Origin of the sequence: Agathobaculum sp. Marseille-P7918, assembly GCF_900625105.1 — a bacterium.
GTDB lineage: Bacteria > Bacillota > Clostridia > Oscillospirales > Butyricicoccaceae > Agathobaculum.
The window spans coordinates 38,720-65,518 of the sequence record NZ_UYYD01000008.1; the positions used below are offsets into that span (position 1 = coordinate 38,720).

The 26,799-nt window shown below is 57.2% G+C and carries 26 protein-coding genes; 13 read left to right on the plus strand and 13 right to left on the minus strand.

Annotated features, from left to right (window positions below; genetic code table 11):
• Window positions 1-19 precede the first annotated feature (19 nt).
• The 6 genes from dtd to ychF all read right to left on the minus strand — a co-directional run bounded on the left by dtd (window position 20) and on the right by ychF (window position 7,214).
• Window positions 20-469 (minus strand): D-aminoacyl-tRNA deacylase, encoded by a 450-nt coding sequence (gene dtd / locus EJL02_RS10545; protein ID WP_125116376.1) that lies wholly within the window; start codon window positions 467-469, stop codon window positions 20-22.
• A 41-nt stretch (window positions 470-510) separates the two neighbouring features.
• Window positions 511-705: a DUF4177 domain-containing protein gene (locus tag EJL02_RS10550; protein WP_125116377.1), complete on the minus strand. Its 195-nt coding sequence runs from the start codon at window positions 703-705 to the stop codon at window positions 511-513.
• A 64-nt stretch (window positions 706-769) separates the two neighbouring features.
• Window positions 770-2,722 (minus strand): methionine--tRNA ligase, encoded by a 1,953-nt coding sequence (gene metG, locus EJL02_RS10555; RefSeq protein ID WP_279221213.1) that lies wholly within the window; start codon window positions 2,720-2,722, stop codon window positions 770-772.
• 430 nt (window positions 2,723-3,152) lie between these two features.
• Window positions 3,153-4,139, minus strand: coding sequence for a DUF975 family protein (locus tag EJL02_RS10560; RefSeq protein ID WP_125116379.1), 987 nt, complete (start codon window positions 4,137-4,139; stop codon window positions 3,153-3,155).
• 32 nt (window positions 4,140-4,171) lie between these two features.
• Window positions 4,172-5,827: a VanW family protein gene (locus EJL02_RS10565; protein ID WP_125116380.1), complete on the minus strand. Its 1,656-nt coding sequence runs from the start codon at window positions 5,825-5,827 to the stop codon at window positions 4,172-4,174.
• Window positions 5,828-6,110: 283 nt separating this feature from the next.
• Window positions 6,111-7,214: a redox-regulated ATPase YchF gene (gene ychF / locus EJL02_RS10570; RefSeq protein ID WP_206426967.1), complete on the minus strand. Its 1,104-nt coding sequence runs from the start codon at window positions 7,212-7,214 to the stop codon at window positions 6,111-6,113.
• A gap of 169 nt (window positions 7,215-7,383) precedes the next feature.
• Between ychF and EJL02_RS10575 the strand changes: the two genes are divergently transcribed.
• Together EJL02_RS10575 and EJL02_RS10580 are read left to right on the plus strand one after the other, a co-directional pair.
• The gene (locus EJL02_RS10575) at window positions 7,384-8,286 is read left to right on the plus strand and encodes a hypothetical protein (RefSeq protein ID WP_125116382.1); all 903 of its coding nucleotides are present in this window, start codon (window positions 7,384-7,386) and stop codon (window positions 8,284-8,286) included.
• Between the two features lie 135 nt (window positions 8,287-8,421).
• Window positions 8,422-9,720, plus strand: coding sequence for a M23 family metallopeptidase (locus EJL02_RS10580; protein WP_125116383.1), 1,299 nt, complete (start codon window positions 8,422-8,424; stop codon window positions 9,718-9,720).
• Between the two features lie 55 nt (window positions 9,721-9,775).
• Here EJL02_RS10580 and EJL02_RS10585 read toward each other — a convergent pair whose 3' ends face one another.
• Both EJL02_RS10585 and EJL02_RS10590 read right to left on the minus strand, forming a co-directional pair.
• Window positions 9,776-10,330, minus strand: coding sequence for an ECF transporter S component (locus EJL02_RS10585; protein ID WP_125116384.1), 555 nt, complete (start codon window positions 10,328-10,330; stop codon window positions 9,776-9,778).
• A gap of 164 nt (window positions 10,331-10,494) precedes the next feature.
• On the minus strand, window positions 10,495-11,835 hold the full coding sequence (locus EJL02_RS10590) for a butyryl-CoA:acetate CoA-transferase (protein WP_125116385.1): 1,341 nt from the start codon (window positions 11,833-11,835) through the stop codon (window positions 10,495-10,497).
• Window positions 11,836-12,043: 208 nt separating this feature from the next.
• On the opposite strand from EJL02_RS10590, the gene EJL02_RS10595 reads away from it, so the two are divergent.
• The 10 genes from EJL02_RS10595 (at window position 12,044) to EJL02_RS10640 (ending at window position 22,690) form a co-directional block, all read left to right on the plus strand.
• Window positions 12,044-12,883 (plus strand): transporter substrate-binding domain-containing protein, encoded by an 840-nt coding sequence (locus EJL02_RS10595; protein WP_125116386.1) that lies wholly within the window; start codon window positions 12,044-12,046, stop codon window positions 12,881-12,883.
• 96 nt (window positions 12,884-12,979) lie between these two features.
• On the plus strand, window positions 12,980-13,669 hold the full coding sequence (locus EJL02_RS10600) for an amino acid ABC transporter permease (protein WP_125116387.1): 690 nt from the start codon (window positions 12,980-12,982) through the stop codon (window positions 13,667-13,669).
• Window positions 13,670-13,681: 12 nt separating this feature from the next.
• Window positions 13,682-14,470: an amino acid ABC transporter ATP-binding protein gene (locus EJL02_RS10605; RefSeq protein WP_125116388.1), complete on the plus strand. Its 789-nt coding sequence runs from the start codon at window positions 13,682-13,684 to the stop codon at window positions 14,468-14,470.
• Between the two features lie 282 nt (window positions 14,471-14,752).
• Entirely contained in the window at window positions 14,753-15,934 is a 1,182-nt protein-coding gene (locus tag EJL02_RS10610; RefSeq protein ID WP_243114458.1) for a 4-hydroxybutyrate dehydrogenase, read from the plus strand.
• A 133-nt stretch (window positions 15,935-16,067) separates the two neighbouring features.
• Window positions 16,068-17,513 (plus strand): 4-hydroxyphenylacetate 3-hydroxylase family protein, encoded by a 1,446-nt coding sequence (locus EJL02_RS10615; protein ID WP_442858013.1) that lies wholly within the window; start codon window positions 16,068-16,070, stop codon window positions 17,511-17,513.
• A gap of 85 nt (window positions 17,514-17,598) precedes the next feature.
• A complete protein-coding gene (locus EJL02_RS10620; protein WP_125116389.1) occupies window positions 17,599-17,865 on the plus strand; it encodes a hypothetical protein in 267 nt (88 codons plus the stop codon).
• Window positions 17,866-17,914: 49 nt separating this feature from the next.
• The gene (locus EJL02_RS10625; RefSeq protein ID WP_125116390.1) at window positions 17,915-19,483 is read left to right on the plus strand and encodes an acyl CoA:acetate/3-ketoacid CoA transferase; all 1,569 of its coding nucleotides are present in this window, start codon (window positions 17,915-17,917) and stop codon (window positions 19,481-19,483) included.
• Between the two features lie 180 nt (window positions 19,484-19,663).
• Window positions 19,664-20,851, plus strand: a complete 1,188-nt coding sequence (locus EJL02_RS10630) for an acetyl-CoA C-acetyltransferase (protein WP_125116391.1) — start codon at window positions 19,664-19,666, stop codon at window positions 20,849-20,851.
• Between the two features lie 111 nt (window positions 20,852-20,962).
• Entirely contained in the window at window positions 20,963-21,778 is an 816-nt protein-coding gene (locus EJL02_RS10635) for an enoyl-CoA hydratase-related protein (RefSeq protein WP_125116392.1), read from the plus strand.
• A 45-nt stretch (window positions 21,779-21,823) separates the two neighbouring features.
• Window positions 21,824-22,690, plus strand: coding sequence for a 3-hydroxyacyl-CoA dehydrogenase NAD-binding domain-containing protein (locus tag EJL02_RS10640; protein ID WP_125116393.1), 867 nt, complete (start codon window positions 21,824-21,826; stop codon window positions 22,688-22,690).
• A 169-nt stretch (window positions 22,691-22,859) separates the two neighbouring features.
• On the opposite strand, the gene EJL02_RS10645 is transcribed toward EJL02_RS10640, so the two are convergent.
• Both EJL02_RS10645 and EJL02_RS10650 read right to left on the minus strand, forming a co-directional pair.
• Window positions 22,860-23,378, minus strand: a complete 519-nt coding sequence (locus EJL02_RS10645; RefSeq protein ID WP_125116394.1) for a nucleoside recognition domain-containing protein — start codon at window positions 23,376-23,378, stop codon at window positions 22,860-22,862.
• Between the two features lie 143 nt (window positions 23,379-23,521).
• Entirely contained in the window at window positions 23,522-24,106 is a 585-nt protein-coding gene (locus EJL02_RS10650) for a nucleoside recognition domain-containing protein (protein ID WP_125116395.1), read from the minus strand.
• 87 nt (window positions 24,107-24,193) lie between these two features.
• On the opposite strand from EJL02_RS10650, the gene EJL02_RS10655 reads away from it, so the two are divergent.
• Window positions 24,194-24,436: an AbrB/MazE/SpoVT family DNA-binding domain-containing protein gene (locus tag EJL02_RS10655; RefSeq protein WP_125116396.1), complete on the plus strand. Its 243-nt coding sequence runs from the start codon at window positions 24,194-24,196 to the stop codon at window positions 24,434-24,436.
• A gap of 43 nt (window positions 24,437-24,479) precedes the next feature.
• Here EJL02_RS10655 and EJL02_RS10660 read toward each other — a convergent pair whose 3' ends face one another.
• The 3 genes from EJL02_RS10660 to EJL02_RS10670 form a co-directional block, all read right to left on the minus strand.
• Window positions 24,480-24,761, minus strand: a complete 282-nt coding sequence (locus EJL02_RS10660) for a sporulation transcriptional regulator SpoIIID (RefSeq protein ID WP_125116397.1) — start codon at window positions 24,759-24,761, stop codon at window positions 24,480-24,482.
• 148 nt (window positions 24,762-24,909) lie between these two features.
• Complete coding sequence (locus EJL02_RS10665; RefSeq protein WP_164510389.1) at window positions 24,910-25,485, minus strand: TetR/AcrR family transcriptional regulator; 576 nt, start codon at window positions 25,483-25,485, stop codon at window positions 24,910-24,912.
• A 158-nt stretch (window positions 25,486-25,643) separates the two neighbouring features.
• On the minus strand, window positions 25,644-26,795 hold the full coding sequence (locus EJL02_RS10670) for a sodium ion-translocating decarboxylase subunit beta (protein ID WP_125116399.1): 1,152 nt from the start codon (window positions 26,793-26,795) through the stop codon (window positions 25,644-25,646).
• Between the last annotated feature and the right edge of the window lie 4 nt (window positions 26,796-26,799).

A 26,799-nucleotide genomic window follows, 5' to 3' on the forward strand; every position in this document is an offset into this window, starting at 1 on the left:
ATTCAGGTTCTCCTTTCCGTCACCGCATCTGGGCGGTGTCCATCCACAATGTGACCGGCCCGTCGTTGAGCAGATCGACCTTCATATCCGCGCCGAACTCGCCGGTCTCCACCGGCAGGCCGCTCTCGCGGCAGCGCGCGATAAACGCTTCGTACAGCGGGATGGCGGTCTCCGGCCGCGCCGCCGCAGTGAAGCTCGGGCGGTTGCCTTTTTTGCAGTCGCCGTACAGCGTAAACTGCGATACGATCAGGATGCCGCCGCCGACATCCGACAGCGACCGGTTCATCTTATCGTTTTCATCCGTGAACACCCGCAGTTTGACCGTTTTATCCGCCAGATAAACCGCGTCGTCCACCGTATCTCCATCCGTAATGCCGAGCAGGACGAGAAAGCCCTGCCCGATCTGTCCGTGCACCGCGCCGTCGATCGTGACCGACGCATGCGACACACGCTGAATCAGTGCCCGCATTTGTTTTCCTCATTTCCGGCGCAGATGTCGCGCCTTAAGATTTATTTTTCATCCTCGACCGGTTTTTCAAACACCAGATCGGCGGTTTTGATATCCATGCCGAACACCGTTTTGGTCAGCGGAACCCAGCCGACATACCGCCAGCCGTCCGCCGCCTGCTCGTCAATAATGCCGCGGTGCCGCGCGCTGCTGTTGGAATGACCGAACTTGACCGGAACATACTTGTACTGCATCATAGCCGCGCCCTCCTTATCCCAAAAAGGGGCTGCGTCAGACCGCAGCCCCCTTCGCTCTTTCATTTTAGCACAGCTTCGAGCCGGCTTCAATCTTGTCATCCAGCATGATGAGATTGAGCTTGCCGTCCTTTTCGGCGGACAGCAGCATGCCGCACGACTCCTGCCCCATCATCTTGCGCGGCGGCAGGTTGGTGACGGCGACGACCGTCTTGCCGACAAGGTCTTCCGCCTTGTAGTACTTCGCAATGCCCGAAAGGATTTGGCGCGGCGTGCCCGAGCCATCGTCCAGCTGGAATTTCAGCAGCTTTTCGCTCTTCTTGACGTTCTCGCACGCGAGCACCTTGCACACGGTCATATCGACCTTGCAGAAGTCGTCAAACGGAATATCGGGCAGGAAGGTGACGGCCGGCTTTTCCGCCTGCTGTTTTGCCTTCTTTTCCTCCTCGATCTCGGCCAGCTTCTTCGGGATATCGATGCGCTCGAACAGGATGGACGCCTCGCCCACCGGTGCGCCCGGGGTCATGCCGTCAAAGGAAGCAAGGCTCTCGATGCCCTTGTCCTCGGTGCCCAGCTGCGCAAAGATCCTGTCCGCAGTGTCGGGCAGGTACGGACGCAGCATGGTTGCCGCAAAGCGGATGGACTCCAGCAGATTATACAGCACGGTGCCCAAGCGGCCCTTCTTGGCCTCGTCCTTGGCCAGCGCCCACGGCATGGTCTCGTCGATATACTTGTTCGAGCGGCGCAGCAGCGTGAACACTTCGTCGATCGCGTCCGCAACGTGCAGGTCGGACATGCGCTTTTCGACTGCGGCCGGCAGGCCAAGCGCAACAGCCTTGAGCTCGTCGTCCACCGGCTCGGTGTCCGCCGGGGCGGGCACAATGCCGCCGAAATACTTCTTGGTCATCGCGATCGTACGGTTGACCAGGTTGCCCAGTACATTTGCCAGTTCGGAGTTGATGCGCTCGCAGATCAGCTCATAAGAGATTACGCCGTCGTTGGCAAACGGCATCTCATGCAGCACATAGTAACGCACCGCGTCCACGCCGAACAGGCGCACCAGATCGTCCGCATAGATCACGTTGCCGAGCGACTTGCTCATCTTGCCCTCGCCCACAAGCAGCCACGGATGGCCGAATACCTGCTTGGGCAGCGGCTCGCCGAGCGCCATCAGGAAGATCGGCCAGTAGATCGTGTGGAAGCGGATGATGTCCTTGCCGATCAGGTGTACATCCGCCGGCCAGAAGCGCTTGTAGTGCTCGTCGTGGTTGCCGTCCGGATCGTAACCGCAGAAGGTGATATAGTTGGTCAGCGCATCCAGCCAGACGTAAACGACATGGCCGGGATCAAAGTCAACCGGAATGCCCCACGAGAACGAGGTGCGCGACACGCACAGGTCCTGCAGGCCGGGCTTCAAGAAGTTGTTGATCATTTCGTTCTTGCGGCTCTCGGGCTGGATGAACTCGGGGTGCTCCTCGATGTGCTTCATCAGGCGGTCGGCGTACTTGCTCATGCGGAAGAAGTACGCTTCCTCCTCCGCGTCCTCAACCGGGCGGCCGCAGTCCGGGCAGCAGCCGTCTTTGAGCTGGCTCTCGGTCCAGAAGGACTCGCAGGGCTTGCAGTACTTGCCCTTGTAGCTGCCCTTGTAAATATCGCCCTGGTCGTACAGCTTTTTGAAGATCTTCTGCACCTTTTTCTCGTGCATCGGGTCGGTCGTGCGCACAAACTTGTCGTAGGTGGTGTTCATCAGATCCCAGATCGCTTTAACCTCGCCTGCAACCTTGTCCACATGCTCCTGCGGAGTGATGCCGGCGGCCTCTGCCTTTTCCTGAATCTTCTGGCCATGCTCGTCCGTGCCGGTCTGGAAGTAAACATCATAGCCGGTCATGCGCTTATAGCGCGCGATGGCATCGGCCAGCACGATCTCATAGGTGTTGCCGATGTGCGGCTTTGCCGAGGTGTAGGCAATGGCCGTCGAGATATAATAGGGTTTCTTGTCCATCTTTTTCTTCTCCTTTATCCATAGGTTTGCGGAATTTCGTCCGATTTCATACGCATTGGCACAAAGAAATAAAAAAGCCCTCCTCCCCGAATGGAATCCATCCAAGGACGAGAGCGAACCGCTTCCGTGTTACCACCTTGCTTCACGCGTCCCTCGCGGCGGCGCGCCTTAGCGGGTACTGCCATACCCCCGATCCGATAACGGGAATCCCCCGCCGCAGCCTATGGCGGACCTGCCGCCGGTCGGTGCGGTGCTCCGAGGCCATTTTCCGCTGCGCCCTCCGCGTCCCGCTCGCACCGTCCGGGACTCGCTTGGCCGTACCTCGCCGCGTACTTTCCTCTTCATCGCCGTGTTGCCGATATAACGGTTTCATTATAGCATTGCCCTCCAACGCTGTCAAGCGCGCAAAACGGCGGGAAAACCCGCCGTTTGGATCGCAAACAAAGTATTACAGAGGCGCGCCGCCATCGCCATCCTGTCCGGACCAGGAATGGTCAAACGGCGTATCCTGCGGCTCTGCCGGAGGCGCGGACAGGTATTCATATACCCCGAAAAAGGACGTCATCTCATAAGCGTTCAAGAACGCCCCCAGCACGATCAGCACGCAGATTGCCGCAATGCTGGTCGCGACCAGAACGGCAATGCCGATACCGCCTTTGACGACGAGCAATCCGGCCACACCCAGGCCGATGCACAGATATGTCACGCCAAACAGCAGGATGTACCAACCGATAAAGCTGAACACAAAGACAAACAGCTTGCCGAACTGCCCCTTGAACGCAACGGACGCTTCGCGTGTTGCTTCCCACACGCTGCGCGTTTCATCGTCGCTCAGCAGAACCCAGCCGGCGGAATAGGTCATCACCTTGATCTCGATCGGAATGAGCGCAATGACGAACAGCACATACAGGATTACCACCGGCACCTGTACCTCTGTGCTGCCGCGCATGGCGGCGCTGAACACCACGACAGACACCAGCACCGAATACACGATGATCGGCCCGATCATCCACAGAAAGCTGCGGAATGCCAGACAAAACTCCATCTTGATGCCCGCCCAGATCGAACGAAGCGAGGTGAACGGCGTCAGCAGCGTGCCCACGCCCGGCTCTTCGCCGCGCTGCAAGCCGACATAGAACCGCATCAACCCCAGGGACAGCGGGCCGCCGATGACCAGCATCAGGAACAGCACCAGCCAGACCGAGTTCATGCCCGACGACAACGTCATCGCCAGGCGATAAGAATCAGCATTGCCCGACATTATCATGGAAAACACCCTGCCGAACATCACCCAATACAGCATCAGCGCGAGCAGCACAAACGGCAGGCTGTACAGAAACTGAATGCCGATGCAGCGGCCCAAATTGTCCATGACCCGCTCTTTGCAGGTCCGCTTGATCTCCTTGCGCGTCTGCGCGGTGAACAGTTGTCTCATTTGTCATCCTCCTGTCGGGAGCCTTGTCGGTATTATGAATTTTCGTCCGTGGCCGCCGTCGTTGTCTGGCCGGCTGCGGACTGCGTGGTGGTCGAAGTCGTGGTCTTGGAGGAAGCCGGCTGCTTGGTGCCGACATATACCACTTTATCGCGTTTGACATAAGTGGAGCTGTTGGCCAGCACCTCGGTCGTTTTGCCGTTTTCCGTAATCACCTTATAGGTGCGGGTGGAATAGCCGGTGATCGGCGTGGTATCCACACGGGTCTGCCCCACCATCATGGTATCGTCCTTTTTCTCGATGGTCTGCGGCGTATAGGTTTCCAGCACTTCCGTGCGGGTTTTCACGGTTTTATCGCTGGTCTTGGTGCCGATGATCGTCATGATCATCTTGCCGCCCGTCTGCTCCGCCAGAATCTTGACCGGATAATCCGTATTGTTCTTAAACCGGAAATCCAGCGTGCCGTAGTCCACGGTCGCGTCCTCGCCCAGCGGCGTATAGGCCACGGTGAAGGAGTGGTTGTGCCGCTCGGTCACTTCCAGATCGGCGCGCAGCACCGCCATATACAGGGTCGAGGAAGGCTGGCACACGCCGCCGCCGAATTCCTCAATGACCTGACCGCCCGAATACGCGCCCGCGGGCTTGTATCCGCGCGCCTCGGTGCGCTCGCCGACCACGCCGTTATAGGAAAACTCATCGCCGGGGTTGAGGATGGTGCCGTTGATGGCAGCCGCCGCGAGACGGACGTTATTGGTGCGCGCCGTATTACTTTCGTCCAGCGAGGTGGAGGTCTGCGCGAGCGTATCCTTGAACAGCTTGGTCTTCAGATCCTCCGCCGTCACCTTGGCCTGCGTCGTGGTGATCGGGATGCTGTAACTCTCTTTCGAACCGTCCCCGATGATGCTTCTGGCCTCTTCCACATCAAACTGCACGCCGATCTCGTCCGGGATGATGGTCTTGCCGTCTTCCTTGCTGACCGTCGCGTTGACCGGGTCGCCGATCACCTCTTCGGCGATCTTGTCGATGTCGATGGCCGGCGCATCGGTCAGCTCAGTCGAAACCTCATACGGCGCAAAATCCATCAGCCGGATCTTTTCTTCGAGCAGCGAGCGCACCGCGTCCGTGTCAAACTGGACGCCCGGCTTGCCCGCGTGGATCGTCATGGTGTCCGTGCCGATCTCCCACGACGGTTCGACCGGCTCGGTCAGCGCTTCGGAAACGATCTCTTCCAGCGCCTTGGTCAGGCCGTCGTCATCGACCTGCGCGGCGATCTGCGCCTCATTTTTGCCGAGGGCGGCTTTGATCACATCCCACATGCGGACAAACGGGTTGCCCGTGCGGCCGACTGCGTAAGCATTCTCCACCGACTGCTCCTCGTCCACACTTTCCAGCACATCCCGCACCGGGATATCATATGTCGTTTCATAAATGGTCAGCGACAGCTTCGCATCCTGATAGAGCGGCTTGCTCTTGTCCCCGATCGTATCTGCCGCAGCGCTGCGGCTCATCGAACCGACCGGAATCGAGCCGACCGTGACGCCGGGAAAAATATTGGGATAAAGGTAAGTGAAGCCGCACAGGGCGATCAGCAGCGCTGCCAGCAGTCCGACAAGGATCTTGACCGCCAGCGGGACATGTTTTTTCTTTTTTCCGGTCTGGGGAGCCGCTGCGCGCGCGGTGTGTTTGGCCACATGCGTTCCTTCCTTTCGTTTGTTTGCCCGGATACCCAACTTGATCTGCCTCTTTTCCGCTACTTATATATGCAGATGCGCAAAACATCATACAATTGGCTGAAAAATCAAAAATCAGCATATCCATTGTCATTCGACAGGATTCGCCGTACCTATTATATACTGCAATAGTGGGAGAAGCAATAACAATTCGGTAAAATAACAGCATGCCCATTTTGCCCTGCAAACAACAGAAAGCACCGCAAAAGCGGTGCTTTCCTTTCACTTTTCCCAGGTATTTTGATCAAACATTGAAACGGAACAGGACAACGTCCCCGTCCTGCATAACATAGTCCTTGCCCTCCGAGCGGACCAGACCCTTTTCACGGGCCGCGGCAAGCGAACCCAGTTCGATCAGGTCCTTATACTGAATGACCTCGGCCCGGATGAAGCCGCGCTCAAAGTCCGAATGGATCTTGCCGGCCGCCTGAGGCGCCTTGGTGCCCTTGGCGATCGTCCATGCGCGCACTTCCTGCTCGCCCGCGGTCAGATAGCTCATCAGGCCGAGCAGATCATAGCACACCTTGATCAGACGATCCAGACCGGATTCGTGCAGACCAAGCTCGGACAGGAACATCTCCTTCTCCTCCGGCTCCATGCCCGCGATATCCTCTTCCAGCTTGGCGCAGATCGGCAGCACCATCGCGCCTTCCTCGTCCGCGATCTTCTGCACCGCTGCCAGACGTTCGTTCTCGGTCTTGTCGCCGGTAAAGCCCGCCTCGTCCATGTTGGCGGCGTAAATCACCTTTTTCGCGGAAAGCAGGTCGCTTTCGCCGATCACACGCTGCACATCCTCGTCGTCGGCAAAGCCCTCGAACGTGCGGGCGGTCTTGCCGTCCTCCAGATGCGCCTTGAGCTTTTCCAGAATATCCACATCCAGCAGCAGCTTCTTGTCCGCCTTGGCCGCCTTGCGCGTGCGCTCCAGACGGCGCTCCAAATGCTCGATATCCGCCAGGATCAGCTCAAGGTTGATCGTTTCGATATCGCGCGCGGGATCGACCGAGCCTTCCACATGCACGATGTTCTCGTTTTCAAAGCAGCGCACCACATGCACGATCGCGTCTACCTCGCGGATGTGGGACAGGAATTTATTGCCCAGGCCCTCGCCCTTGCTTGCGCCGCGCACCAGACCCGCGATATCGACAAATTCCACCACCGCAGGCGTAGTCTTTTTCGCATGGTACAGGTCGGTCAGCGGCTGCAGGCGCTCATCCGGCACGGCAACCATGCCCACGTTTGGGTCGATGGTGCAGAAAGGATAGTTCGCGCTTTCCGCGCCGGCCTGCGTGATCGCATTAAACAAAGTGGACTTGCCTACGTTCGGAAGTCCGACGATGCCGAGTTTCATGATTGACATTCCTCCACGTTTTCCGGGAAAGATACTCCCATTTTTGACATAAAAATAGTATACCGCTTTTGCTGGCATTTTGCAATCGTTTGCGGTATACTATGGATAACGTTTTGTACAGGCATACCGCGGTATTGCCTGAAAAGCCGTCTGTGGAAGGGGAACCGTTATGCCGTCTTTTGCCACCCATCACATTTTTGCCGCCACTGTGCAGCGCGTCACCGGGGATTCCGTGGCGCATATTGCGGACGCCTGCCCCGCCGCCTACCGCTGGGGCGCGCAGGGTCCCGACCCGCTTGCCTATTATCACGCGCCCTTTCCCGGCCCGGTGCGCCGCCTGTCCCATCGAATCTATACCGAAGCGCCCGCGCCGCTGTTTGAAGCGCTTTGCGAAGCCGCCGTGCAGGAACACAACACCGCAGCGCTCGCCTACGTCTTCGGCTTCTGCACGCATTATGCGCTCAGCCGTGTGACATGGTCGTTCATTGAGGCGCAGGCCGACCGGCTCGCGCTCTATGTGCCCGGATACTCGACCGAAGCCCGCCGGAAGCTGGTCGAAAGCGACATCGACGGTATCATGATCGCGGGTTATATCGCAGCCGAACCCGCAGGCTACGAAGCCTTCCGCCTGCTCGACCCGAACGCCGCGGAATGCACGGTGCTCGCGCGCGTCCTCTCGCGCGCGGCGCGCGACGCCTACGGCATGCGCATTTCGCCTGCTGCGGTCTACCGTTCGCTGCACGATATGCGCCGCGTTCTGCATCTGGTGCACAGCGGCAGCCATATCCGCGGCCGCCTGCTGCATCTGGAACGCCTGATGGGCAAGACCGGACTGGCCTCCGCGCTCATGCGTCCGGAAGAGCCGCTCGCCGCCGACTGCGCCAATCAGGAACACCGTCCCTGGACCGCCAACGGCGAGGAACGCACGGAGTCCTTCTGCGATCTGTTCGACGCAGCCGTGCCGCTCGCCGTCTCGCTGCAGCGCGCCGTACTCGACCGGTATTATCAGCAAAAACCGCTCGATCCGCGCTTTTTCCCCACAGATTTTACCGGCAGCGTGAAAAAATTATAAACTTTTGAAATCTAACGACAGGTTTCGCATGACTTCGCCCTCCTTGTTGCGTAAGCTATCCTTTGTTACCAAACTGTAACCTTTGGATTGCGAAAGGAGGGAATATGGAGAAGGCTTTTTCTCCATACTACCGTCATGCGAAACCTGTTATCTTTTCTTTTCGGCCTGTTTTCCGGCCTGCTGTACGGGCTGGTCCGCGCCATACTGCTGCTGGACCGCCTGATCGGTCTGGTCTATGACCTGCCGCTGTGGCCCGCGCTCGGCCGCGCCGTGCGCGCTGCCGGACAGCGGCGCACCGTCTGCGCGTTTGCCGTATTCGTGCCGCTGTTCTTTGTGCCCGGCGCGCTGCTGACCCAAACCGGCACCATGGTTTATGCCAACGACCGCCCGCTCGGTCTGGTGGAAAATCCGGACACGCTGTCCGCCGCGGTTTCGGAAATCGAGCAGAGCGCTTCCACCCTGTCGGACGGAGCGTATACCCTGCCCGTTTCGATCGAAACCAGCACGCTGCGCGCATCCGAATCCCAGTTCCTGACCGAAGACGAGCTCAAAAGCGACCTAATCGAGGCCAGCGGCGAGCTTGACACCCTGGCGGTCATCTCGGTCAACGGCGAACAGGCTGGCGTCTGCCGCACGGCGGAGGACGCCCAGGCGCTGCTTGACCGCGTCAAAGCCCAATACACCACGGCGGCCGACGAAAACACGGACTTTCTGCAAACCGTGCGCGTGGACGAAGTCGTGGCGGAGACCGATCTGGTATCCGACCTGTCCACACTTTATGCGCAGCTGTCCCCGCAGCTGGACGTGACGTCCACCCGCGCGGTGACCTACACCGAGTCCATCCCCTACGAGACCATCACCCGGGAAAACGACGAACTCGACCAGACCTACTGCGCCACCATTCAGGAGGGCAGTGAAGGCGAAGCGGTCGTGACCGCCGAGATCCAGACCGTGGACGGACAGGAGCACGGGCGCACGATTGTGGAACGCACCGTACTGAGCAACGCTACCGACGAGATCATCGAGGTCGGCACGCGCAATGTCGGCATCGGCACGGGTGAGTTTATGGTGCCGCTCAGCAGCTACACCTTCACCTCGGGCTTCAAATGGCGCTGGGGCAAGCTGCACAGCGGCGTCGATCTGGCGGTCGATGAGGGCACGCCGGTCTACGCCGCGGACAACGGCAAGGTGATCGTGGCCGAAGACTCAGGCAACGGCTACGGCAATTATATCATCCTCGATCATCAGAACGGCTACAAGACGCTGTATGGCCACAACTCCGAGCTGCTGGTTTCGGTCGGCGACATTGTCGCCAAAGGCGACAAGATCGCGCTTTCCGGCAACACCGGCAACTCCACCGGCCCGCACCTGCATTTTGAGATCCATGTCGGAGACGAAAAAGTCGATCCGCAGCAATACGTTGCTCTCGCCTGACCCAAACAAAAAAACGAGCCGCTTTGAACGGCTCGTTTTTTCGATTCTTCTGAAGTTAGGTGCGGATACGCTGCCCCATTTCCGCGCTGGCGTGGCTGAGCACCGGCAGCAGCACCGCGCACACGATCACGCCTGCCAGGCCCTGCACTGCATTGAACGGAACACCGGCCAGCACTGCGGCAGACGCAGCGCCCAATGCGCTGCCCGCGAGCAATTCCATGCCGACTTCATACACAAAATACCCCGCAACCATGACAACCTCGGCCGGAATGCCGCACAGCGCCACGCGCAGCGGCGTGGACATTTTTTCCCGCTTTACCATATGATGATACAGCCAGCCGCCGACCAGCGCGGTCAGCGCCTTGATGGCGAACGTTCCCGGCACCCACGCCATATAGCCGCCGAACAAGTCGGCCAGCATCGAACCGATGCCCGCGGCAACCGCACCCAAGCCCGGCCCGAGCAGAATGCCGCAGACGAGCACCATGCCGTCGCCCAAGTGGATATACCCCAGAGTCGGCGTGGGGATGCGGATGACCATGGTGGCGACGGTGGTCAAGGCCGCCAGCAGCGCGGCTGTGATGATGGTTTTGGTTCTATTGGTTGCCATATCGGAACGCCTTCTTTCGTTTTGCTTGCTTTCATGTTCCCCATTATAATGCAGCAGTGGCATTTCAAAAAGCGTCAGTTTTTGTATTTTTAACAATGCCAGATGGCTGGGCAAAAAGCGGCCGCCCGAAAGGGCGGCCGCTCTGCTGTTTGAGAAAACGACACTCAGCGCTTGTTGGAACGCTTCCAGATGTGCATCTTTTCCGCATCAGCGATCAGCTGCTCGCGGAAGTCCGGGTGCGCGATCGAAATCAAGTCTTCGGCACGCTGCCATGCGGACTTGCCCTTGAGGTTGACCATGCCGTACTCGGTGACCACATAATGGGTGGTCGTGCGCGGATCGGTCACGGTCGAGCCGTTTGCCAGCGTCGGACGGATACGAGACGCCACGGTGCCGTCCTTCTGCTTAAAGGTCGAGGACAGGCAGATGAAGCTCTTGCCGCCCTTGGACAGGTACGCGCCCATGACAAAATCCAGCTGGCCGCCCGTGCCCGAGATCTGCTTGGTGCCGGCGGACTCGGCGTTAACCTGACCGTACAGATCGATATCCACCGCGTTGTTGATCGAAATAAAGTTGTCAATACCCGCGATTACATGCACATCGTTGGTGTAATCGACCGGCATGGATGCACACTCCGGGTTGTTGTCCAGATAGTCGTACAGCTTCTTGGTGCCGGCGGCGAACGCATAGGCCTGACGGCCGCGGTCGATGTTCTTGTTGCGGCCCGTGATCTTGCCGGCCTTGGCGATGTCCACAAAGGCGTCGACGTACATTTCGGTGTGTACGCCCAGATCCTTCAGGTCGGACTCCGCGATCATCGCGCCGATGGTGTTCGGCATGCCGCCGATACCCAGCTGCAGGCACGCGCCGTTCGGGATCTCGGGCACGATCAGCTCGGCCACCTTGCGATCCACGTCGGTTGCGGGGGCAGAGCCCATCTCCGGCATCGGAGCGTTATTGCCTTCGACGATCATATCCACCTCGGAAACATGGATGCAATCCTCCATGCCGCCCAGACAGCGCGGCATGTTTTCATTGACTTCAACGATAATCTTATCCGCTACGTCGCAGACCGCGCGCAGATGCGACGCCTGCGGGCCAAAGCTGAAAAAGCCGTGGCTGTCCATGGGCGCTACCTGCAGCATGGCAACATCCAGATGGCCGATGCTCTCACGATAGTAGCGCGGCAGCTCGGAATAGCGGATCGGCGCATAGAAACCTGCACCGGTCGCGACGAACTTGCGCTCCACGCCCGACATGTGCCAGGAGTTCCATGTCATATGCGCTGCAGGGTCCTCAATCTTATAAATCTCCGGTACGCGCATCAAAACGCCGCCGCGGAAATTGACGTCCGTCAGCTCGGGCAGGCGCTTTGCCATCGCCTGATCGAGTGCGTCCGGCGTGCCGACGCACCAGCCGTAATCTACCCAATCACCCGACTTAACGACCTTGACGGCTTCATCCGCGGTCGTCAGTTTACTCTGATAAAGTGCTGTGTAATCCATTTTGCCACAACCTCCGTATTGTCTATTCTTTAACAATCTCAATCTATTATACTATATTCGCAAATACAGGTCAAGCAGGGGTTTGTATTACGCCAAAACATTCCCATGACCATCCCAAAACTTTTCCTTGATTTTCTGAAATAAAGTGGTACAATGGTAAATGACTTTCACGGCACACTATATTAAAGTGAATTTAGGAGGGTCCTTTATGAAAACCAAAAAGCTTCTGGCGCTGCTGCTTGCCGGCGCAATGAGTGCTTCCCTGCTGACCGGCTGCGGCGGCGGCAATACCGAAAGCACAACCACCACGGATGACACCGGCGACACCAGCGCGGAAACCACCAGTGATCTGGCCTATGTACAGGATAAGGGCACGCTGGTCGTCGGCATCACGGAATTTGAGCCGATGGACTATCAGAATGCCGACGGCGAATGGATCGGCTTTGATGCGGACATGGCCAAGGCGTTTGCCGAAAGCCTGGGCGTTGAAGCGGAGTTCCAGGTTATCGACTGGGACAACAAGGTCATGGAGCTGGACGGCAAGACCATCGACGTGGTCTGGAACGGCATGACGCTGACCGATGAGGTCACCAGCGCGATGGACTGCACCAACGCATACTGCAACAACGCGCAGGTCGTTATCGTCCCCAAGGATGTTGCCGACCAGTATCAGGACGTTGACAGCGTAAAGGGCTTGTCCTTTGCGGTTGAGTCCGGTTCTGCCGGCATGGAGCAGGTACAGGCGCTCGGCGCAAACTACACCGAAGTTGCCGATCAGGCCACCGCTCTGATGGAAGTTGCTTCCGGCACGTCGGATGCCGCTGTGATCGATTCCCTGATGGCAGCTGCCATGGTCGGCGAAGGCACCAGCTATGCCGACCTGACCTACACCGTCGGCCTCAACAGCGAGGAATACGGCGTTGGCTTCCGCAAGGGCTCGGATCTGGTGGAGAAACTCAACGATTTCTTCAAGACCAGCTATGATGACGGCACGATGATGAAGATCGCCGAAACCTACGGCGTACAGGCTGCCATCATCGAGCAGTAATCGATTCTAGTTGCAACAGAGCTTAAAAACAGAGGGCGTTCTATCGCTCTCTGTTTTTGTGCTGTCATTACTATCTTGCTTTGACTGGAGAATTTCATGGAACAGTTCTTTACACAATTCCCCACCGTACTGGGCGCACTGAATGAGGGCTTTTTGCAGACGCTCCGCCTATTTATCATCACGCTGGTCGGTGCACTGCCGCTGGGCCTGATCATTTCATTCGGTTCAATGAGCCGCTTCACGCCCCTGCGCGCGCTGACCCGGCTGGTCGTCTGGGTCATCCGCGGCACGCCGCTGATGCTGCAGCTGCTCATCATCTTTTACATCCCCGGTTATGTCCTGCCCAACGGCAGCCCCTGGCCGGGCGGCGAAAGCGGCCGCTTCATGGCTTCCGCCATCGCCTTCATCATCAACTACTCCTGCTATTTTTCCGAAATCTACCGCGGCGGTATCCAGAGCGTCCCGATCGGCCAGCAGGAAGCCGGCCAGGTCCTCGGCATGACCAAAAGCCAAATCTTCTTCAAGGTTACCCTGCTGCAGATGATCAAGCGCATTGTGCCGCCGATGTCCAACGAAATTATCACGCTGGTCAAGGACACTTCGCTTGCCCGCATCATCTCCCTGCAGGAAATCATCTGGGCCGGCTATGCCTTCCTGAAGGGTTCTCACGGCTATTCCGGTCTGGTTTGGCCGCTGTTTTTCACCGGTGTATACTATCTGATCTTTAACGGTTTGCTCACCCTGTTCTTCGGCTGGCTGGAACGCAAACTGGACTATTTCCGCTAAGGAGGTGCCGAAATGCCCATTCTGGAAGTACAACATATCAACAAGAGCTTCGGCTCCACCAAGGTGCTGAACGACATCAGCTTTTCGCTCGAGCGCGGCAAAGCGCTGGCCATCATTGGCTCGTCTGGTTCGGGTAAAACCACCCTGCTGCGCTGCCTGAACTTTCTGGAAACTCCGAATGCGGGCCGCATCGTCGTCAACGGCGAAACCCTGTTCGACGCAGAGGACCACGCCTCCAAGAGCGACGAGGAAATCCGCAAGCGCCGCCTGCACTTCGGCATGGTATTCCAGTCGTTCAACCTGTTCCCGCAGTACACCGCGCTGGAAAACGTCATGCTGGCAAGCCTGCTGCTCGCCAAGGAGCGGCCGGACTATAAGCAGAACAAGCGCGAAATCCAAGAGGAAATCGAACGCCATGCAATCGAACTGCTCACGCAGATGAGCCTGGAAGGCCGCATGAGCCACTATCCGCACCAGCTTTCCGGCGGCCAGCAGCAGCGCGTGGCGATCGCGCGTGCGCTTGCCCTGCATCCGGACATCCTGTGCTTTGACGAACCGACCTCTGCACTCGACCCCGAGCTGACCGGCGAGGTGCTCAAGGTCATCCGCTCGCTGGCCGACCAGCACACCACGATGATCATCGTCACGCACGAAATGGCCTTCGCCCGCGACGTTGCCGACCACGTCCTGTTCATGGACGGCGGCGTGATCGTGGAGCAAGGCACGCCGACCGAGTTGTTTGAGAATACACAAAACGAACGAACAAAGGCCTTTTTGAGCCGTTTTTCACAAAACAACTAAAGAAAGTCAGGTGCTGTAAAAACTTTTCAGCACTTTCCACCAAGTTCCCATTTACAAACCCTCTTAAATACGATAAAATAATCCCGTATTAAAAAATGCGGGATTTTTTATTGTCTTTTTGTACAGGAACACTTGGTTATTTTTTGATGATTTTTTTGTTTGTTTGTGTTGAAGTTGTGGCATGAATTTGCTACAATAAAGGCACAGGACAAATCTGCCCTGCCAAAGATGTAAAAGCCCGCACGGCCTTTTATAAATTTTAAGAATGGAGATGTATCAACTATGGCTATGGATGCTTTCAGCGCCTCCCTGATGCAGGACAAGAGAGAGATCATCATCGCCCCGACTATTTACAAGTTTGCAAACTTCAGCGACTTTGCTGCTGAGTTCAAGCTGGGCGAGCGCGATGTCGTCCTGACCAACGAATTCATTTACAAGCCCTTCATGGAAGAGCTTGGCCTGAAGAGCAACTTTGTTTTCCAGGAGAAGTTTGGTGCAGGCGAGCCTTCCGAGGCTATGATCGAAACCATGTACGAAGCCATTCCGTATGATTCCTATGACCGCGTTATCGCTGTTGGCGGCGGCGCCATCATGGACCTTTGCAAGCTGCTCGGCTGCAAGCGCCCGTCTTCTGTACATGAACTGTACTTCAAGCGCGAGCCCGTTGTACATGAGAAGGAAGTTATCGCAATCCCGACCACTTGCGGCACCGGTTCCGAGGTTACCAACATCTCGGTTGCCATCGTCAAGGACGAGAAGGACGGCAAGCTGACCGGCGGCGAGACCAAGCTCGGCCTGGTTTCCGACGACATCATCCCGAACAAGGTTTGCCTGGTTCCGGATCTGCTCAAGACCCTGCCCTACAAGCCGTTCGCTGCTTCCGCGATCGACGCTCTGATCCACGCAACCGAGTCTTTCCTGTCCCCGCACCGCAAGACCGTTACCTCTGAGATGTACTCGGTCAAGGCTGCTGAGATGATCCTGGAAGGCTTCCGCCGCATCGCGCTGGAAGGCCCGGACGCTCGCATGGATTACCTGGGCGAGTTCGTTACCGCTTCCCTGTTTGCCGGCATTGCGTTCCTGAAGGCTGGCTGCGCAACCGTACACGGCATGTCCTTCCCGCTCGGCGGCACCTACCATGTCCCGCACGGCGAATCCAACTATGCTCTGTTCGGCAAGATCCTTGAGCTGTACGACGAGTACGAGCCGAACGGCGAGCTGGGCAAGTACAAGGAACTCGTTGCCCGCTGCCTGGGCTGCACCAAGGACGACGCCCTGCGCACCCTGAACGTAACCCTCGAGAAGGTTCTCCCGCTCAAGCCGCTGCATGAATACGGCTTCAAGGAAGAGGACATCAAGAGCTTCCCGATCTCGGTAGAGGCGAACCAGCAGCGTCTGATCACCAACTCCTACCGTCCGTGGAGCATCGAACTGAGCGAGCGCGTATACCGCGAGTGCTTCTGATTTCTGTAAGCGTTTCGCCTGAACAGGGCGGGGAACCCCGCGTTCCCCGCCCTGTTTTTTCTTAAAAGGTTATTTTGCCGTCTGCCGGCAAATTCCTCAGAAAGTTTGAAAAGAGAAAGGATACTTGATCGCTATGATGACCAAAGACCAGTACATTGAGTCCCTGCGCAAGCTCAAGCTCAACCTGTATATGTTCGGTGAAAAGGTGGAGAATCCGGTAGATAACCCGATCATCCGCCCCTCGCTCAACTCCTTTGCCGCTACCTATGAGCTGGCTGAAGATCCCCAGTACGAAGATCTGATGACCGCAACCAGCCACATCACCGGCAAGAAGGTCAACCGTTTCACCCATATGCATCAGTCTACCGACGACCTGATCAAGAAGGTCAAGATGCAGCGCCTGCTCGGCCAGAAGACCGCTGCCTGCTTCCAGCGCTGCGTCGGTATGGACGCCATGAACGCCGTATACTCCTCTACCTATGAGATCGACGAGGCCTGCGGCACCAAGTATCATGAAAACTTCGTCAAGTTCCTCACCCGCGTACAGGACGAGGACCTCGCGGTTGACGGCGCAATGACCGACGTCAAGGGCGACCGTTCTCTGGCTCCCTCCAAGCAGGCCGATCCCGACCTGTTCCTGCACGTTGTAGAGCGCACCGCAGACGGCGTATACGTCACCGGCGCAAAGGCACACCAGACCGGCTTTGTAAACAGCCACGAAGTGCTGGTTATGCCGACCATCTCCATGCGTGAAGGCGACGAGGACTACGCAATCTCCTTTGCGATCCCGACCGACTCCGAAGGCATCACCCTGATCTACGGCCGTCAGTCCTGCGACACCCGCAAGACCGAGGAGTACAACGACATCGACGTCGGCAACAAGGTTTACGGCGGCCATGAAGTTCTGGTTATCTTCGACCATGTGTTCGTTCCGAACGACCGCATCTTCCTCAACGGTGAAGTCAAGTTTGCCGGCATGATCGTAGAGCGCTTCGCGGGCTACCATCGCCAGAGCTACGGCGGCTGCAAGGTCGGCGTAGGCGATGTGCTGATCGGCGCGACCGCACTGGCTACCGACATGGCGGGCTGCTCCAAGGCTTCCCACGTCAAGGATAAGCTGATCGAAATGACCCACCTGAACGAGACGCTGTACTGCTGCGGCATCGCGTGCTCTTCCCAGGGCACCAAGACCAAGAGCGGCAACTATCTGATCGACCTGCTGCTCGCCAACGTCTGCAAGCAGAACGTCACCCGCTTCCCGTATGAGATCGCTCGTCTGGCACAGGATCTGGCCGGCGGCCTGATGGTCACCCAGCCCTCCGAGGCAGACTACCGCAACCCGGCCCTCAAGCCCTACATCGAGAAGTACCTCAAGGGCGTCGCTTCCGTGCCGACCGAGGACCGCATGCGCGTACTGCGTTTGATCGAGAATATGACGATGGGCACTGCTGCTGTCGGCTATCTGCCGGAGTCCATGCACGGCGCAGGTTCGCCCCAGGCTCAGCGCATCATGATTGCCCGTCAGTCCAACCTTGAAATGAAGAAGGCACTGGCGAAGAAGATTGCTCGTATCCAGTAATCTCTGAGCATCCCATAGGCACTCATGGAGCACCGTGAGTGCCTATGTTTGCAATTCCACCAAGCCAAAGGAGGCTCAACGCACCATGCTGCGCTGCACTGTCAAATTCTGCGGCGGCTGTAATCCGCGCTATGAACGCGGTGAAGCCTATCAAACCGTGCGCACCTCCCTTGCGGACGTCGCCGGGTTTTCCCTCCCGGAGGATGGCGTCCATTACGACGTACTGCTGATCATCCGCGGCTGCACCGGCTGCCCCTATCTGTATGAGGAGATCGACGCCGACCATCGCGTCATCATCGACTCTGCGGACGGTATCGAGGAAGCCATCCGGACGATCCGGCAACTCGCGTAGATTGAACGGCCGCGAAAAGCGTCCGTTATTCAGAGGAGGATGATAGAACATGAAGAAAGTAAGCATTATCTCGGCAGAGGAAGCCGCGCTCAAGGTTCAGGATGGCGACACCATCGCCACCGGCGGTTTTGTAAGCTGTGCCTGCCCGGAAACCCTGTCCAAGGCACTGGAAAAGCGCTTCCTTGAAACCGGCCACCCCAAGGACCTGACCCTGTTCTTTGCAGCCGGCCAGGGCCACCGAGATGGCACCGGCGGCGACCACTATGGCCATGAAGGCATGGTCAAGCGCGTCATCGGCGGCCACTGGGACCGTGCGCCCAAGCTCGGCGAGCTGGCCCTGAACAACAAGATCGAAGCCTACAACCTGCCGCAGGGCGTTATTTCGCACATGTACCGCGATATCGCCGCGCACAACATCGGCACGATCACCCATGTCGGCCTGAAGACCTTCGTTGACCCGCGCAACGGCGGCGGCAAGCTCAACGAAAAGACCACCGAGGATCTGGTCAAGATCGTCAACATCGAAGGCAAGGAACGCCTGCTGTACAAGGGCTTCCCGATCAACGTCGTGTTCCTGCGCGCATCCTACTGCGACGAATACGGCAACTGCACCGTACATAGAGAAATCGGCCCGCTGGACGTCACCGCAATGGCGCAGGCGTGCAAGAACTCGGGCGGCAAGGTCATCGTACAGGTCGAAAAGATCGTACAGGGCGGCTCGCTCGACCCGAAACTGGTTGCGATCCCGGGCATCTATGTTGACTCGGTCGTCATCGGTTCGGACGAAGAGAACATGCAGTGCCTCGGCATGCCGTATGACGGCGCACTGACCGGCGAATTCCGCATCCCGGTGGACGCAATCCCGCCCATCCCGATGGACGCCAAGAAGATCATCGCCCGCCGCGCTGCTATGGAGCTGCCGCAGGACGCGATCGTCAACCTCGGCACCGGCGCACCGGAGAAGATTGCTAACGTCGCGGCGGAAGAAGGCATCTCGGACAAGATGACCCTGACCGTCGAGGCTGGCTCGATCGCCGGTGTCCCCTATGGCGGCACTCAGTTCGGCGCGGCTGCCAACGCAATGTGCATCATCCCGCACAACGTGCAGTTTGACTTCTATCAGGGCGGCGGCCTGGATGTTGCATTCCTCGGTCTGGCCGAAACCGCTCCCAACGGCGACCTGAACGTTTCCAAGTTCGGCACCCGTCTGGCCGGCGCGGGCGGATTCATCGACATCACCCAGAACGCCAAGAAGGTCGTTTACTGCGGCACCTTCACGGCCAAGGGCCTCAAGACCGCCTGCAAGGACGGCAAGCTCGTCATCACGCAGGAAGGCGGCAAGAAGAAGTTCGTCAACAAGGTGGAGCACATCACCTTCTCCGGCGATTACGCAAACGAAGTGCATCAGCCGGTTCTGTACATCACCGAGCGCGCGGTCTTCGAGCTGCGTCCGGAAGGCGTCACCCTCATCGAGATCGCACCGGGCATCGATCTGCAGACCCAGATCCTCGATCAGATGGAATTCGTGCCCAAGATCGCTTACCAGCCGGACGGCTCGATCAAGCTCATGGACGAGCGCATCTTCCATGAGGAACTGATGGGCCTGGCAAACGATTAAGTTCCGTTTTCTTATGTGTGTGTGTTGTGCAGATGTTGGGTATATTGTTAATCGTTTAACAAACTTTCGGAAAACCCCTTGCATTTCTCCGCACATTTGATAAAATATTAACGAACTCGCAAGAGACATTAAACTGCACCGGTGCGTCCGGTGCCAGAGAAGAAAAGGAGAAACAGCCAAATGAACGTTTACATCTGTTCCGCTGCCCGTACCGCTATCGGCACCTATGGCGGCACCCTTCGCGACGTACCTGCTGCGCAGCTCGGTATTGCTGCTGCAAACGCTGCCGTTGAACGCGCCGGCGTTGACAAGGCCGCAATCGACGAATGCCTGTTCGGTCAGGTACTGCAGGGCGGCGTTGGTCAGAACGTAGCCCGTCAGGTTTCGCTCGGCATCGGCATGCCGCTTGAGACCCCGGCCATGACCCTCAACAAGGTTTGCGCATCCTCGATGCGTGCCATCTCTCTGGGCTCCCAGATCATCCGCTCCGGCGAGGATCAGATGATGCTGGTCGGCGGCTGCGAGTCCATGTCCGGCGCACCGTACATCTCCCGCAACATGCGTTGGGGCGCCCGCATGAACGACGTGAAGTTCGTTGATATGATGGTTTATGACGGCGTATTCGACGTATTTAACCAGTACCACATGGGCATCACCGCGGAAAACGTTGCCGAGAAGTACGGCATCACCCGCGAGATGCAGGACCAGATCGGCTATGAGTCCCAGATGAAGGCTGCCAAGGCGATCTCCTCCGGCCGCTTCAAGGACGAAATCGTTCCGATCGAAGTCAAGAAGAAGAAGGAAACCGTAATCTTTGACACCGATGAGCACTGCCGCCCGAACACCACCCTCGAGGGTCTGGCAAAGCTGCGTCCGGCCTTCAAGAAGGACGGCACAGTTACCGCGGGCAACGCTTCCGGCATCAACGACGCCGGCGCTGCGATGATCATCGCGTCCGAGGATTTCGTCAAGGCACACGGCCTCAAGCCGCTGGCTAAGATCCGTGCATTCGGTTCTGTCGGCTGCGATCCGGCGATCATGGGCATCGGCCCGATCGAATCCACCCGTCAGGCGCTGAAGCGCGCCGGCCTTACCGTTGCGGACCTCGATCTGGTTGAGTCCAACGAGGCGTTTGCGGCGCAGGCAGCTGCGGTTAACCGTGAGCTCGGCTTCGACATGGAGAAGGTCAACGTCAACGGCGGCGCGATTGCGCTGGGCCACCCGATCGGTGCAGCAGGCTGCCGTATCACCACCACCCTGATCTACGAAATGATCAAGCGCGACCTGACCCTCGGCCTTGCCACCATGTGCATCGGCGGCGGCATGGGCGAAGCCCTGATCGTTGAGCGCGACGAACTCTGCAAGTAATTCCTCGCGTCCTCTCCGCATTGATTCCTGTAAATTGAATGGGTATCCGTCAGGCAAGTCTGTTCTGACGGATACCGGTTCGTCAAACTGTTTGAAAGGAAGTCTTTAGCAATGACTGATGTAGTAGTTGAGAAAAAGGGCCATGTAGCGGTCGTCAAGATCGAGCACATGAAGGCCATGAACGCGCTTTCCACCGACATGTACGCCCAGCTGGAAGAAGCGTTTGACGAAGTTGCAAAGATGGACGACGTTTACTGCGTCGTACTGACCGGCTCCTCCACTGTCAACAAGAAGGGCAAGACGGTCAACTCCTTCGTTGCAGGCGCCGACATTTCCCAGATGTCCACCATGACGGTGGAAGAAGGCAAGTTCTTCGGCAACGACTCCAACCGTGTCTGCTGGAAGATCGAGAACTTCAAGCGCCCGGTTATCGCGGCGATCAATGGCTTCTGCCTCGGCGGCGGCTGCGAGCTGGCAATGAGCTGTGACATCCGTCTGGCATCCGAGAACGCTCTGTTCGGCCAGCCGGAAGTTGGTCTGGGCATCACCCCGGGCTGCGGCGGCACCCAGCGTCTGGCTCGCCTGGTCGGCACGGGCAAGGCCAAGGAAATGATCTACACCGCTCGCGGCAACTACACCGCGCAGCAGGCGCTCGAAATGGGCCTGGTCAACTACGTATACCCGCTTGAAAACCTGATGGACGAAGCCATGAAGCTGGCAGAAGAGATCGCCGCGCAGGCGCCGATCGCTGTTGCGCTGTGCAAGGAAGCCATCAACGTCGGCATGCAGACCGACCTGAACTCTGCGCTCAAGTTCGAGGGCAACTGCTTCGGTCAGTGCTTCGCGACCGAAGACCAGAAGTACGGCATGGCTTACTTCCTCGACAAGAACAAGGAGAAGCCCGCCAAGGAGTTCAAGAACAAGTAATCTGTTGCTGTGAATCACTAAGAGTGAGAGAGAGGTTATAATAACATGAAAGTTTGTGTATTCGGCGCCGGCAACATGGGCGCGCGCATCGCGGAAGTTTTTCTGACCCACGGCCATGATGTCACCATGATCGACATCAAGCAGGAGTTCCTGGATCGCGGTGTCAAGACCATCACCAACGACCTTTCCTTCATGGTGAAGAAGGAGAAGATCACGGAGGATCACAAGAACGAACTGCTGGCTGGTCTGAAGACCTCCATCGACCGCAAGTCCGCTGCGGATGCCGACTTCGTGATGGAAGTTATCCTCGAGCGCATGGACCTGAAGAAGGAACTGCTGGGGGAACTGGACGAGATTTGCCCGGCTCACACGATCTTCGCTTCCAACACCTCCGCTCTGTCCCCGACCGAGCTGGCGGCTTCCGTCAAGCGTTCGGATAAGGTCATCGGCTGCCACTTCTTCAACCCGGCACAGATCATGAAGCTGGTTGAGGTTACCCGTGCGATCCAGACTTCGGACGAGACCTTCAAGACCGCGTTTGAGCTGATGCAGTCTCTGGGCAAGACCCCGGTTGCCGTACAGGAAGGCCCGGGCTTCGTAGTAAACCGCATCCTCATTCCGATGATGAACGAAGCAATGGGTATCGTTGCCGACGGCATTGCTTCCCCGGCAGACGTTGATATCGCGATGCAGCTGGGCGCTGGCATGAAGTCCGGCCCGCTCCACACCGCTGACCTGGTTGGCCATGATGTCAACCTGGCGATCATGGAGACCCTGTACCGCGAGACCGGCGACCCGAAGTACCGTCCGCATCCGCTGATGCGTAAGATGGTCCGTGCGGGCTGGCTGGGTGTCAAGACCGGCAAGGGCTTCTTCGAATACGACGAATTTGGCAAGGAAATTGTAAAGTAACCCGTTCACACAGCAGAAGGCTACTGTGCAAAACGCACAGTAGCCTTCTTTTTCTTTACTGCTTTTTGTTAGTTTAGCTGCATTTGTGAATTTTTTCTCACTTTTGTTTGGCAAAATCAACAAATTTTGCATCAATCTCTGGCTTTTCCCGAACAAACACGATATAATATTAATTATCTGGGAAATAGCATCTCACCAGAGCGGCCGAAGCAGCAAATGCGGCAAGATCCGCACATAATGCAGCTGGAATTGCATAGCGCATTCGCCCCATTCCCAGGTGGCCGCCATAAATACTGATCGTGTAAAAACTGGTTTCCGATGCGCCCAGCATCACTGCTGTCACCCGGCCTGTATAGCTGTCCGGCCCAAACCGCCGGATAAGTTCACTGCCCAGTGCAAGGCCTCCGCCGCCGCTGATCGGCTTGAGCAGCGCCAGTGCCACGCAGTCCTGCGGAATCCCGAACAAACGAAACAGCGGCGCTAACCAGGCCGCTGCCAAATCGATTGCACCGGATGCCCGCAGCATATACACCACGGTCAGCATGCCTACCAGCGTGGGCAAAATGCGCACCGCTGTCTGCAATCCCTTTTGCGCACCGCGCAAAAAGACCGGGAACACATCCACATGTTTATACAATCCGTATAAGCCGACTGCTGCCAGCAGAAATGGGATGAGTGTAGCCTGCAAAACGGTTCTGTGCGCTCCTTTCCATAATTTTAGACGCAAATTTCAAATTTTGGAAAATATTTTTGGAAATAACAGGTAATTCGACATGTTTTGTGTCGGCCGTATGTAATAATACAAATTGTAATCCAGCCAAACATTTCCCTCTATTTCCCCTCGTGGAAGAACGGCCGCATCAGCCTTCCGCTGAGCAGCACTACCGCCACAGAAAAAATGGATGCCCCCCAAACCGGCACCATGATATCAAACGGCGATGCCGCCCCGCAGGCGGCGCGAACCGCCGCAACCGTAGAAGGAATCAACTGGATGGATGCTGTGTTGAGCGTGATCAGCGTCAGCACGGTATCCGGCGCTCCCCGTCGGCCTGCCAGCGTATACAGCCGATCCGCTGCCTGCAATCCAAGCGGCGTTGCTGCATTGGATAAACCCAACAGGTTTGCCGCCACATTGGCGCTTACCTTTTCCATGGCTTCGCGATCCGCTGATGCCTTCCCAAACAGCGGACGCAGCAGCGGCATCAGCAGCTGCGATAGTTTTTCCGCCAGCCCGGAGGCCTGTATCAGCTCCATAATCCCACTCCAGAAACACATCAGACCGGCAATACTGATGATCAATGTGATCGCTTCTCCGGCTCCTGTGCCTACTGCCGTGGTCACTGCATCCAATCTTCCGGTAACGGCACCGCAAACCAGTGCCAGAACCAGGAATACAACCCAAACCGCGGACAGCATCCGCACAACCCCTTTCCGTCCAAGCTCCCCGATGGGGATTTGGTGATACAAGATTTGAATGAAAAGAAATGAAGGAGTGTTTCACACATGAAGTCTACCGGTATTGTCCGTAAAGTGGATGAACTTGGCCGCATTGTACTGCCGATTGAATTGCGCCGTACAATGAACATAGATGTCAAGGATGCTTTGGAAATTTACGTAGACGGCGACCAGATTGTTCTGAAGAAATATGAGCCGTCCTGCATCTTCTGCGGCAACGCAAAGGATATTATTCATTATAAGGGCAAGAACGTGTGCGCTTCTTGTGCCCAGGAGCTCAAGCTGCTCTGATTCCAATGCTGCACAGCCATCTCACCCTCGTGAGATGGCTTTTTTATTGCCGCTGCACCTCCCGCCTGTTCCTTGCTGCCTGTGCCTGATATTTGGCCCGTGTCGCCATGCCACCCCGGATATGGCGCTCTTCCTTGTTGGTCTGTAATACGGCCTGTACTTGCTCGTAGAGCACGGTATTCAGCTTTTTCAGCCGTGTAGTGATATCCTTATGTACCGTCGATTTGGATACGCCAAACCGCGCTGCGGTCTGCCGTACGGTGGCCCGCTCTTGGATCATATATTGTGCCAGCCGGATCGTGCGCTCCTCTGGTAAGCCTTTCACCGTCGTCCCCCCTGCCCTGTTGGCGCTTTCATTACTCTCACTTTATGCGGCAGCAGAACAGGATAGAACGCAATTTTTGTCAGATTTTCGTATCAATTATTTAATAGTGAACATATAGTCTTTATTAAAACGCAAAAATGCGCTGCTCTCACTTGAGCAGCGCATTGATGCCATTGGTATGATATTCCACCAGACGATTGAGGTTGGTGCGCACCTCACGCGGCCGGACACGGTTTTTGAGGATCTGCACCGTGCCGTCAATCAGGTTGCTAGCCATGATTTGTGCCAGCAGAAGGCTGTTGTCCTCATCGGCGAGCAGCGGCGCCGTCTTGGCCGCCAGCATGTCGATCAGGCTTGTTCGAAGGTCCTCGTACCGCGTGCCATGGGACTGCTCCATAATGAGCAGCAGGCCGTATTTCTCCGCCAGCAGCAGCGACAAAACCTCTTCGGTCAGCAGCACCTGATATTCTCGCTGACCAGTGCGCGGATCAAAACGCTTATCCTTAAACCGCAGGATCAGCTTTTTCAGACCATCTGCCGCGCCGTCGGTCAGCTCATAGAACAATTCCTCTTTGTTTTTGAAGTAATGATACAAGTTGCTCTTACTGATATTGACCTTATCCGCAATCATTTGCAAAGATGTGCGGTCATACCCCCGCTGCAAGAACAAATGCTCCGCTTCCAGCAAAATCTTATGCCGAAGCTCATCCTTTAATACCTGCACAATAAAGACCACCCGTTCATTTCTTCTTTTATTATAGCATTTTTGCATTCTTTGTCAAGAATCGGGCAGTTTTGTCCGATCATAAATGATTTCTGCGAAAGGGGCAAAAAAAGGACGCCGGTCAGACCGGCGTCCTTTTAACGCGAAACACAATGAATTTATGCACCGAAAACCTTGAGCATGAAGCCCGCGGCAACCGCCGAACCAATTACGCCGGCCACGTTCGGGCCCATAGCGTGCATCAGCAGGAAGTTGGCCGGATTGGCCTTCTGGCCTTCGACCTGCGACACGCGCGCTGCCATCGGCACTGCGGAAACGCCCGCCGAGCCGATCAGCGGATTGACCTTGCCGCCAGTCAGCTTGCACATAATCTTGCCGAAGATCAGGCCGCCGATCGTGGAGAACATAAACGCGATCAGGCCAAGGATGATGATCTTGATGGTGTCCCAGGTCAGGAAGGTGCTGGCAACCGCCTTGCAGCCGACCGACAGGCCCAGGAAAATGGTTACGATGTTGCACAGCGCGTTCTGCGCGGTATCGGACAGACGCTCGGTTACGCCGCACTCACGCAGCAGGTTGCCCAGCATGAGCATACCGATCAGCGGCGCCGTATCCGGGATCAGCAGGATAACCACGGTTGCAACCGCGATCGGGAACACGATCTTTTCGGTCTTGGAAACCGGACGGAGCTGCTCCATCTTGATCTCACGCTCCTGCTTGGTGGTCAGCAGACGCATCAGCGGCGGCTGTATCATTGGAATCAGCGCCATATACGAATAGGCCGCAATGGCAATGGCCGGCAGATAATCACGCGCCAGACGCGACGCCACCAGAATGGCAGTCGGGCCGTCCGCGCCGCCGATGATGCCGATCGCAGCAGCCACCGCGCCCGGGAAGCCCAATGCCAGCGCGAGCAGGAATGCTGCGAAAATGCCCAGCTGCGCCGCCGCACCCAGCAGCAGCGAGGACGGGCGGGCGATCAGCGGACCAAAGTCGGTCATCGCGCCGATGCCAAGGAAAATGATCGACGGGTAGATCGCGTGCTCAACGCCCTGATAGAACACCCACAGCATGCCTGGGCTTGACGTATCGGTCGGCGCATTGAGCAGTCCCGTGATCGGGAAATTTGCCAGCAGCATACCGAATGCGATCGGAATGAGCAGCAGCGGCTCGAATTTTTTACCAATACCCAAATAAAGCAGCACGAAGGAGATCAGAATCATGATCAGGTTGCGCGGATCGTCTGCCAGCGCGGCAAAGCCCGATCCCGCAAGGATCTCTCCCAGTGCACCGAAAAACGAAAATTGCATAACT

What these genes read in the sequence shown, in the direction of transcription:
- dtd (WP_125116376.1), bottom strand. Translation starts at nt 469, where the DNA reads ATGCGGGCACTGATTCAGCGTGTGTCGCATGCGTCGGTCACGATCGAC.
- EJL02_RS10550 (WP_125116377.1), bottom strand. Translation starts at nt 705, where the DNA reads ATGATGCAGTACAAGTATGTTCCGGTCAAGTTCGGTCATTCCAACAGC.
- EJL02_RS10560 (WP_125116379.1), bottom strand. Translation starts at nt 4,139, where the DNA reads ATGAGACAACTGTTCACCGCGCAGACGCGCAAGGAGATCAAGCGGACC.
- ychF (WP_206426967.1), bottom strand. Translation starts at nt 7,214, where the DNA reads ATGAAACTCGGCATCGTCGGACTTCCGAACGTAGGCAAGTCCACTTTG.
- EJL02_RS10575 (WP_125116382.1), top strand. Translation starts at nt 7,384, where the DNA reads ATGCCGTCTTTTGCCACCCATCACATTTTTGCCGCCACTGTGCAGCGC.
- EJL02_RS10580 (WP_125116383.1), top strand. Translation starts at nt 8,422, where the DNA reads ATGCGAAACCTGTTATCTTTTCTTTTCGGCCTGTTTTCCGGCCTGCTG.
- EJL02_RS10585 (WP_125116384.1), bottom strand. Translation starts at nt 10,330, where the DNA reads ATGGCAACCAATAGAACCAAAACCATCATCACAGCCGCGCTGCTGGCG.
- EJL02_RS10590 (WP_125116385.1), bottom strand. Translation starts at nt 11,835, where the DNA reads ATGGATTACACAGCACTTTATCAGAGTAAACTGACGACCGCGGATGAA.
- EJL02_RS10595 (WP_125116386.1), top strand. Translation starts at nt 12,044, where the DNA reads ATGAAAACCAAAAAGCTTCTGGCGCTGCTGCTTGCCGGCGCAATGAGT.
- EJL02_RS10600 (WP_125116387.1), top strand. Translation starts at nt 12,980, where the DNA reads ATGGAACAGTTCTTTACACAATTCCCCACCGTACTGGGCGCACTGAAT.
- EJL02_RS10605 (WP_125116388.1), top strand. Translation starts at nt 13,682, where the DNA reads ATGCCCATTCTGGAAGTACAACATATCAACAAGAGCTTCGGCTCCACC.
- EJL02_RS10610 (WP_243114458.1), top strand. Translation starts at nt 14,753, where the DNA reads ATGGCTATGGATGCTTTCAGCGCCTCCCTGATGCAGGACAAGAGAGAG.
- EJL02_RS10615 (WP_442858013.1), top strand. Translation starts at nt 16,068, where the DNA reads ATGATGACCAAAGACCAGTACATTGAGTCCCTGCGCAAGCTCAAGCTC.
- EJL02_RS10620 (WP_125116389.1), top strand. Translation starts at nt 17,599, where the DNA reads ATGCTGCGCTGCACTGTCAAATTCTGCGGCGGCTGTAATCCGCGCTAT.
- EJL02_RS10625 (WP_125116390.1), top strand. Translation starts at nt 17,915, where the DNA reads ATGAAGAAAGTAAGCATTATCTCGGCAGAGGAAGCCGCGCTCAAGGTT.
- EJL02_RS10630 (WP_125116391.1), top strand. Translation starts at nt 19,664, where the DNA reads ATGAACGTTTACATCTGTTCCGCTGCCCGTACCGCTATCGGCACCTAT.
- EJL02_RS10635 (WP_125116392.1), top strand. Translation starts at nt 20,963, where the DNA reads ATGACTGATGTAGTAGTTGAGAAAAAGGGCCATGTAGCGGTCGTCAAG.
- EJL02_RS10640 (WP_125116393.1), top strand. Translation starts at nt 21,824, where the DNA reads ATGAAAGTTTGTGTATTCGGCGCCGGCAACATGGGCGCGCGCATCGCG.
- EJL02_RS10650 (WP_125116395.1), bottom strand. Translation starts at nt 24,106, where the DNA reads ATGCTGTCCGCGGTTTGGGTTGTATTCCTGGTTCTGGCACTGGTTTGC.
- EJL02_RS10655 (WP_125116396.1), top strand. Translation starts at nt 24,194, where the DNA reads ATGAAGTCTACCGGTATTGTCCGTAAAGTGGATGAACTTGGCCGCATT.
- EJL02_RS10670 (WP_125116399.1), bottom strand. Translation starts at nt 26,795, where the DNA reads ATGCAATTTTCGTTTTTCGGTGCACTGGGAGAGATCCTTGCGGGATCG.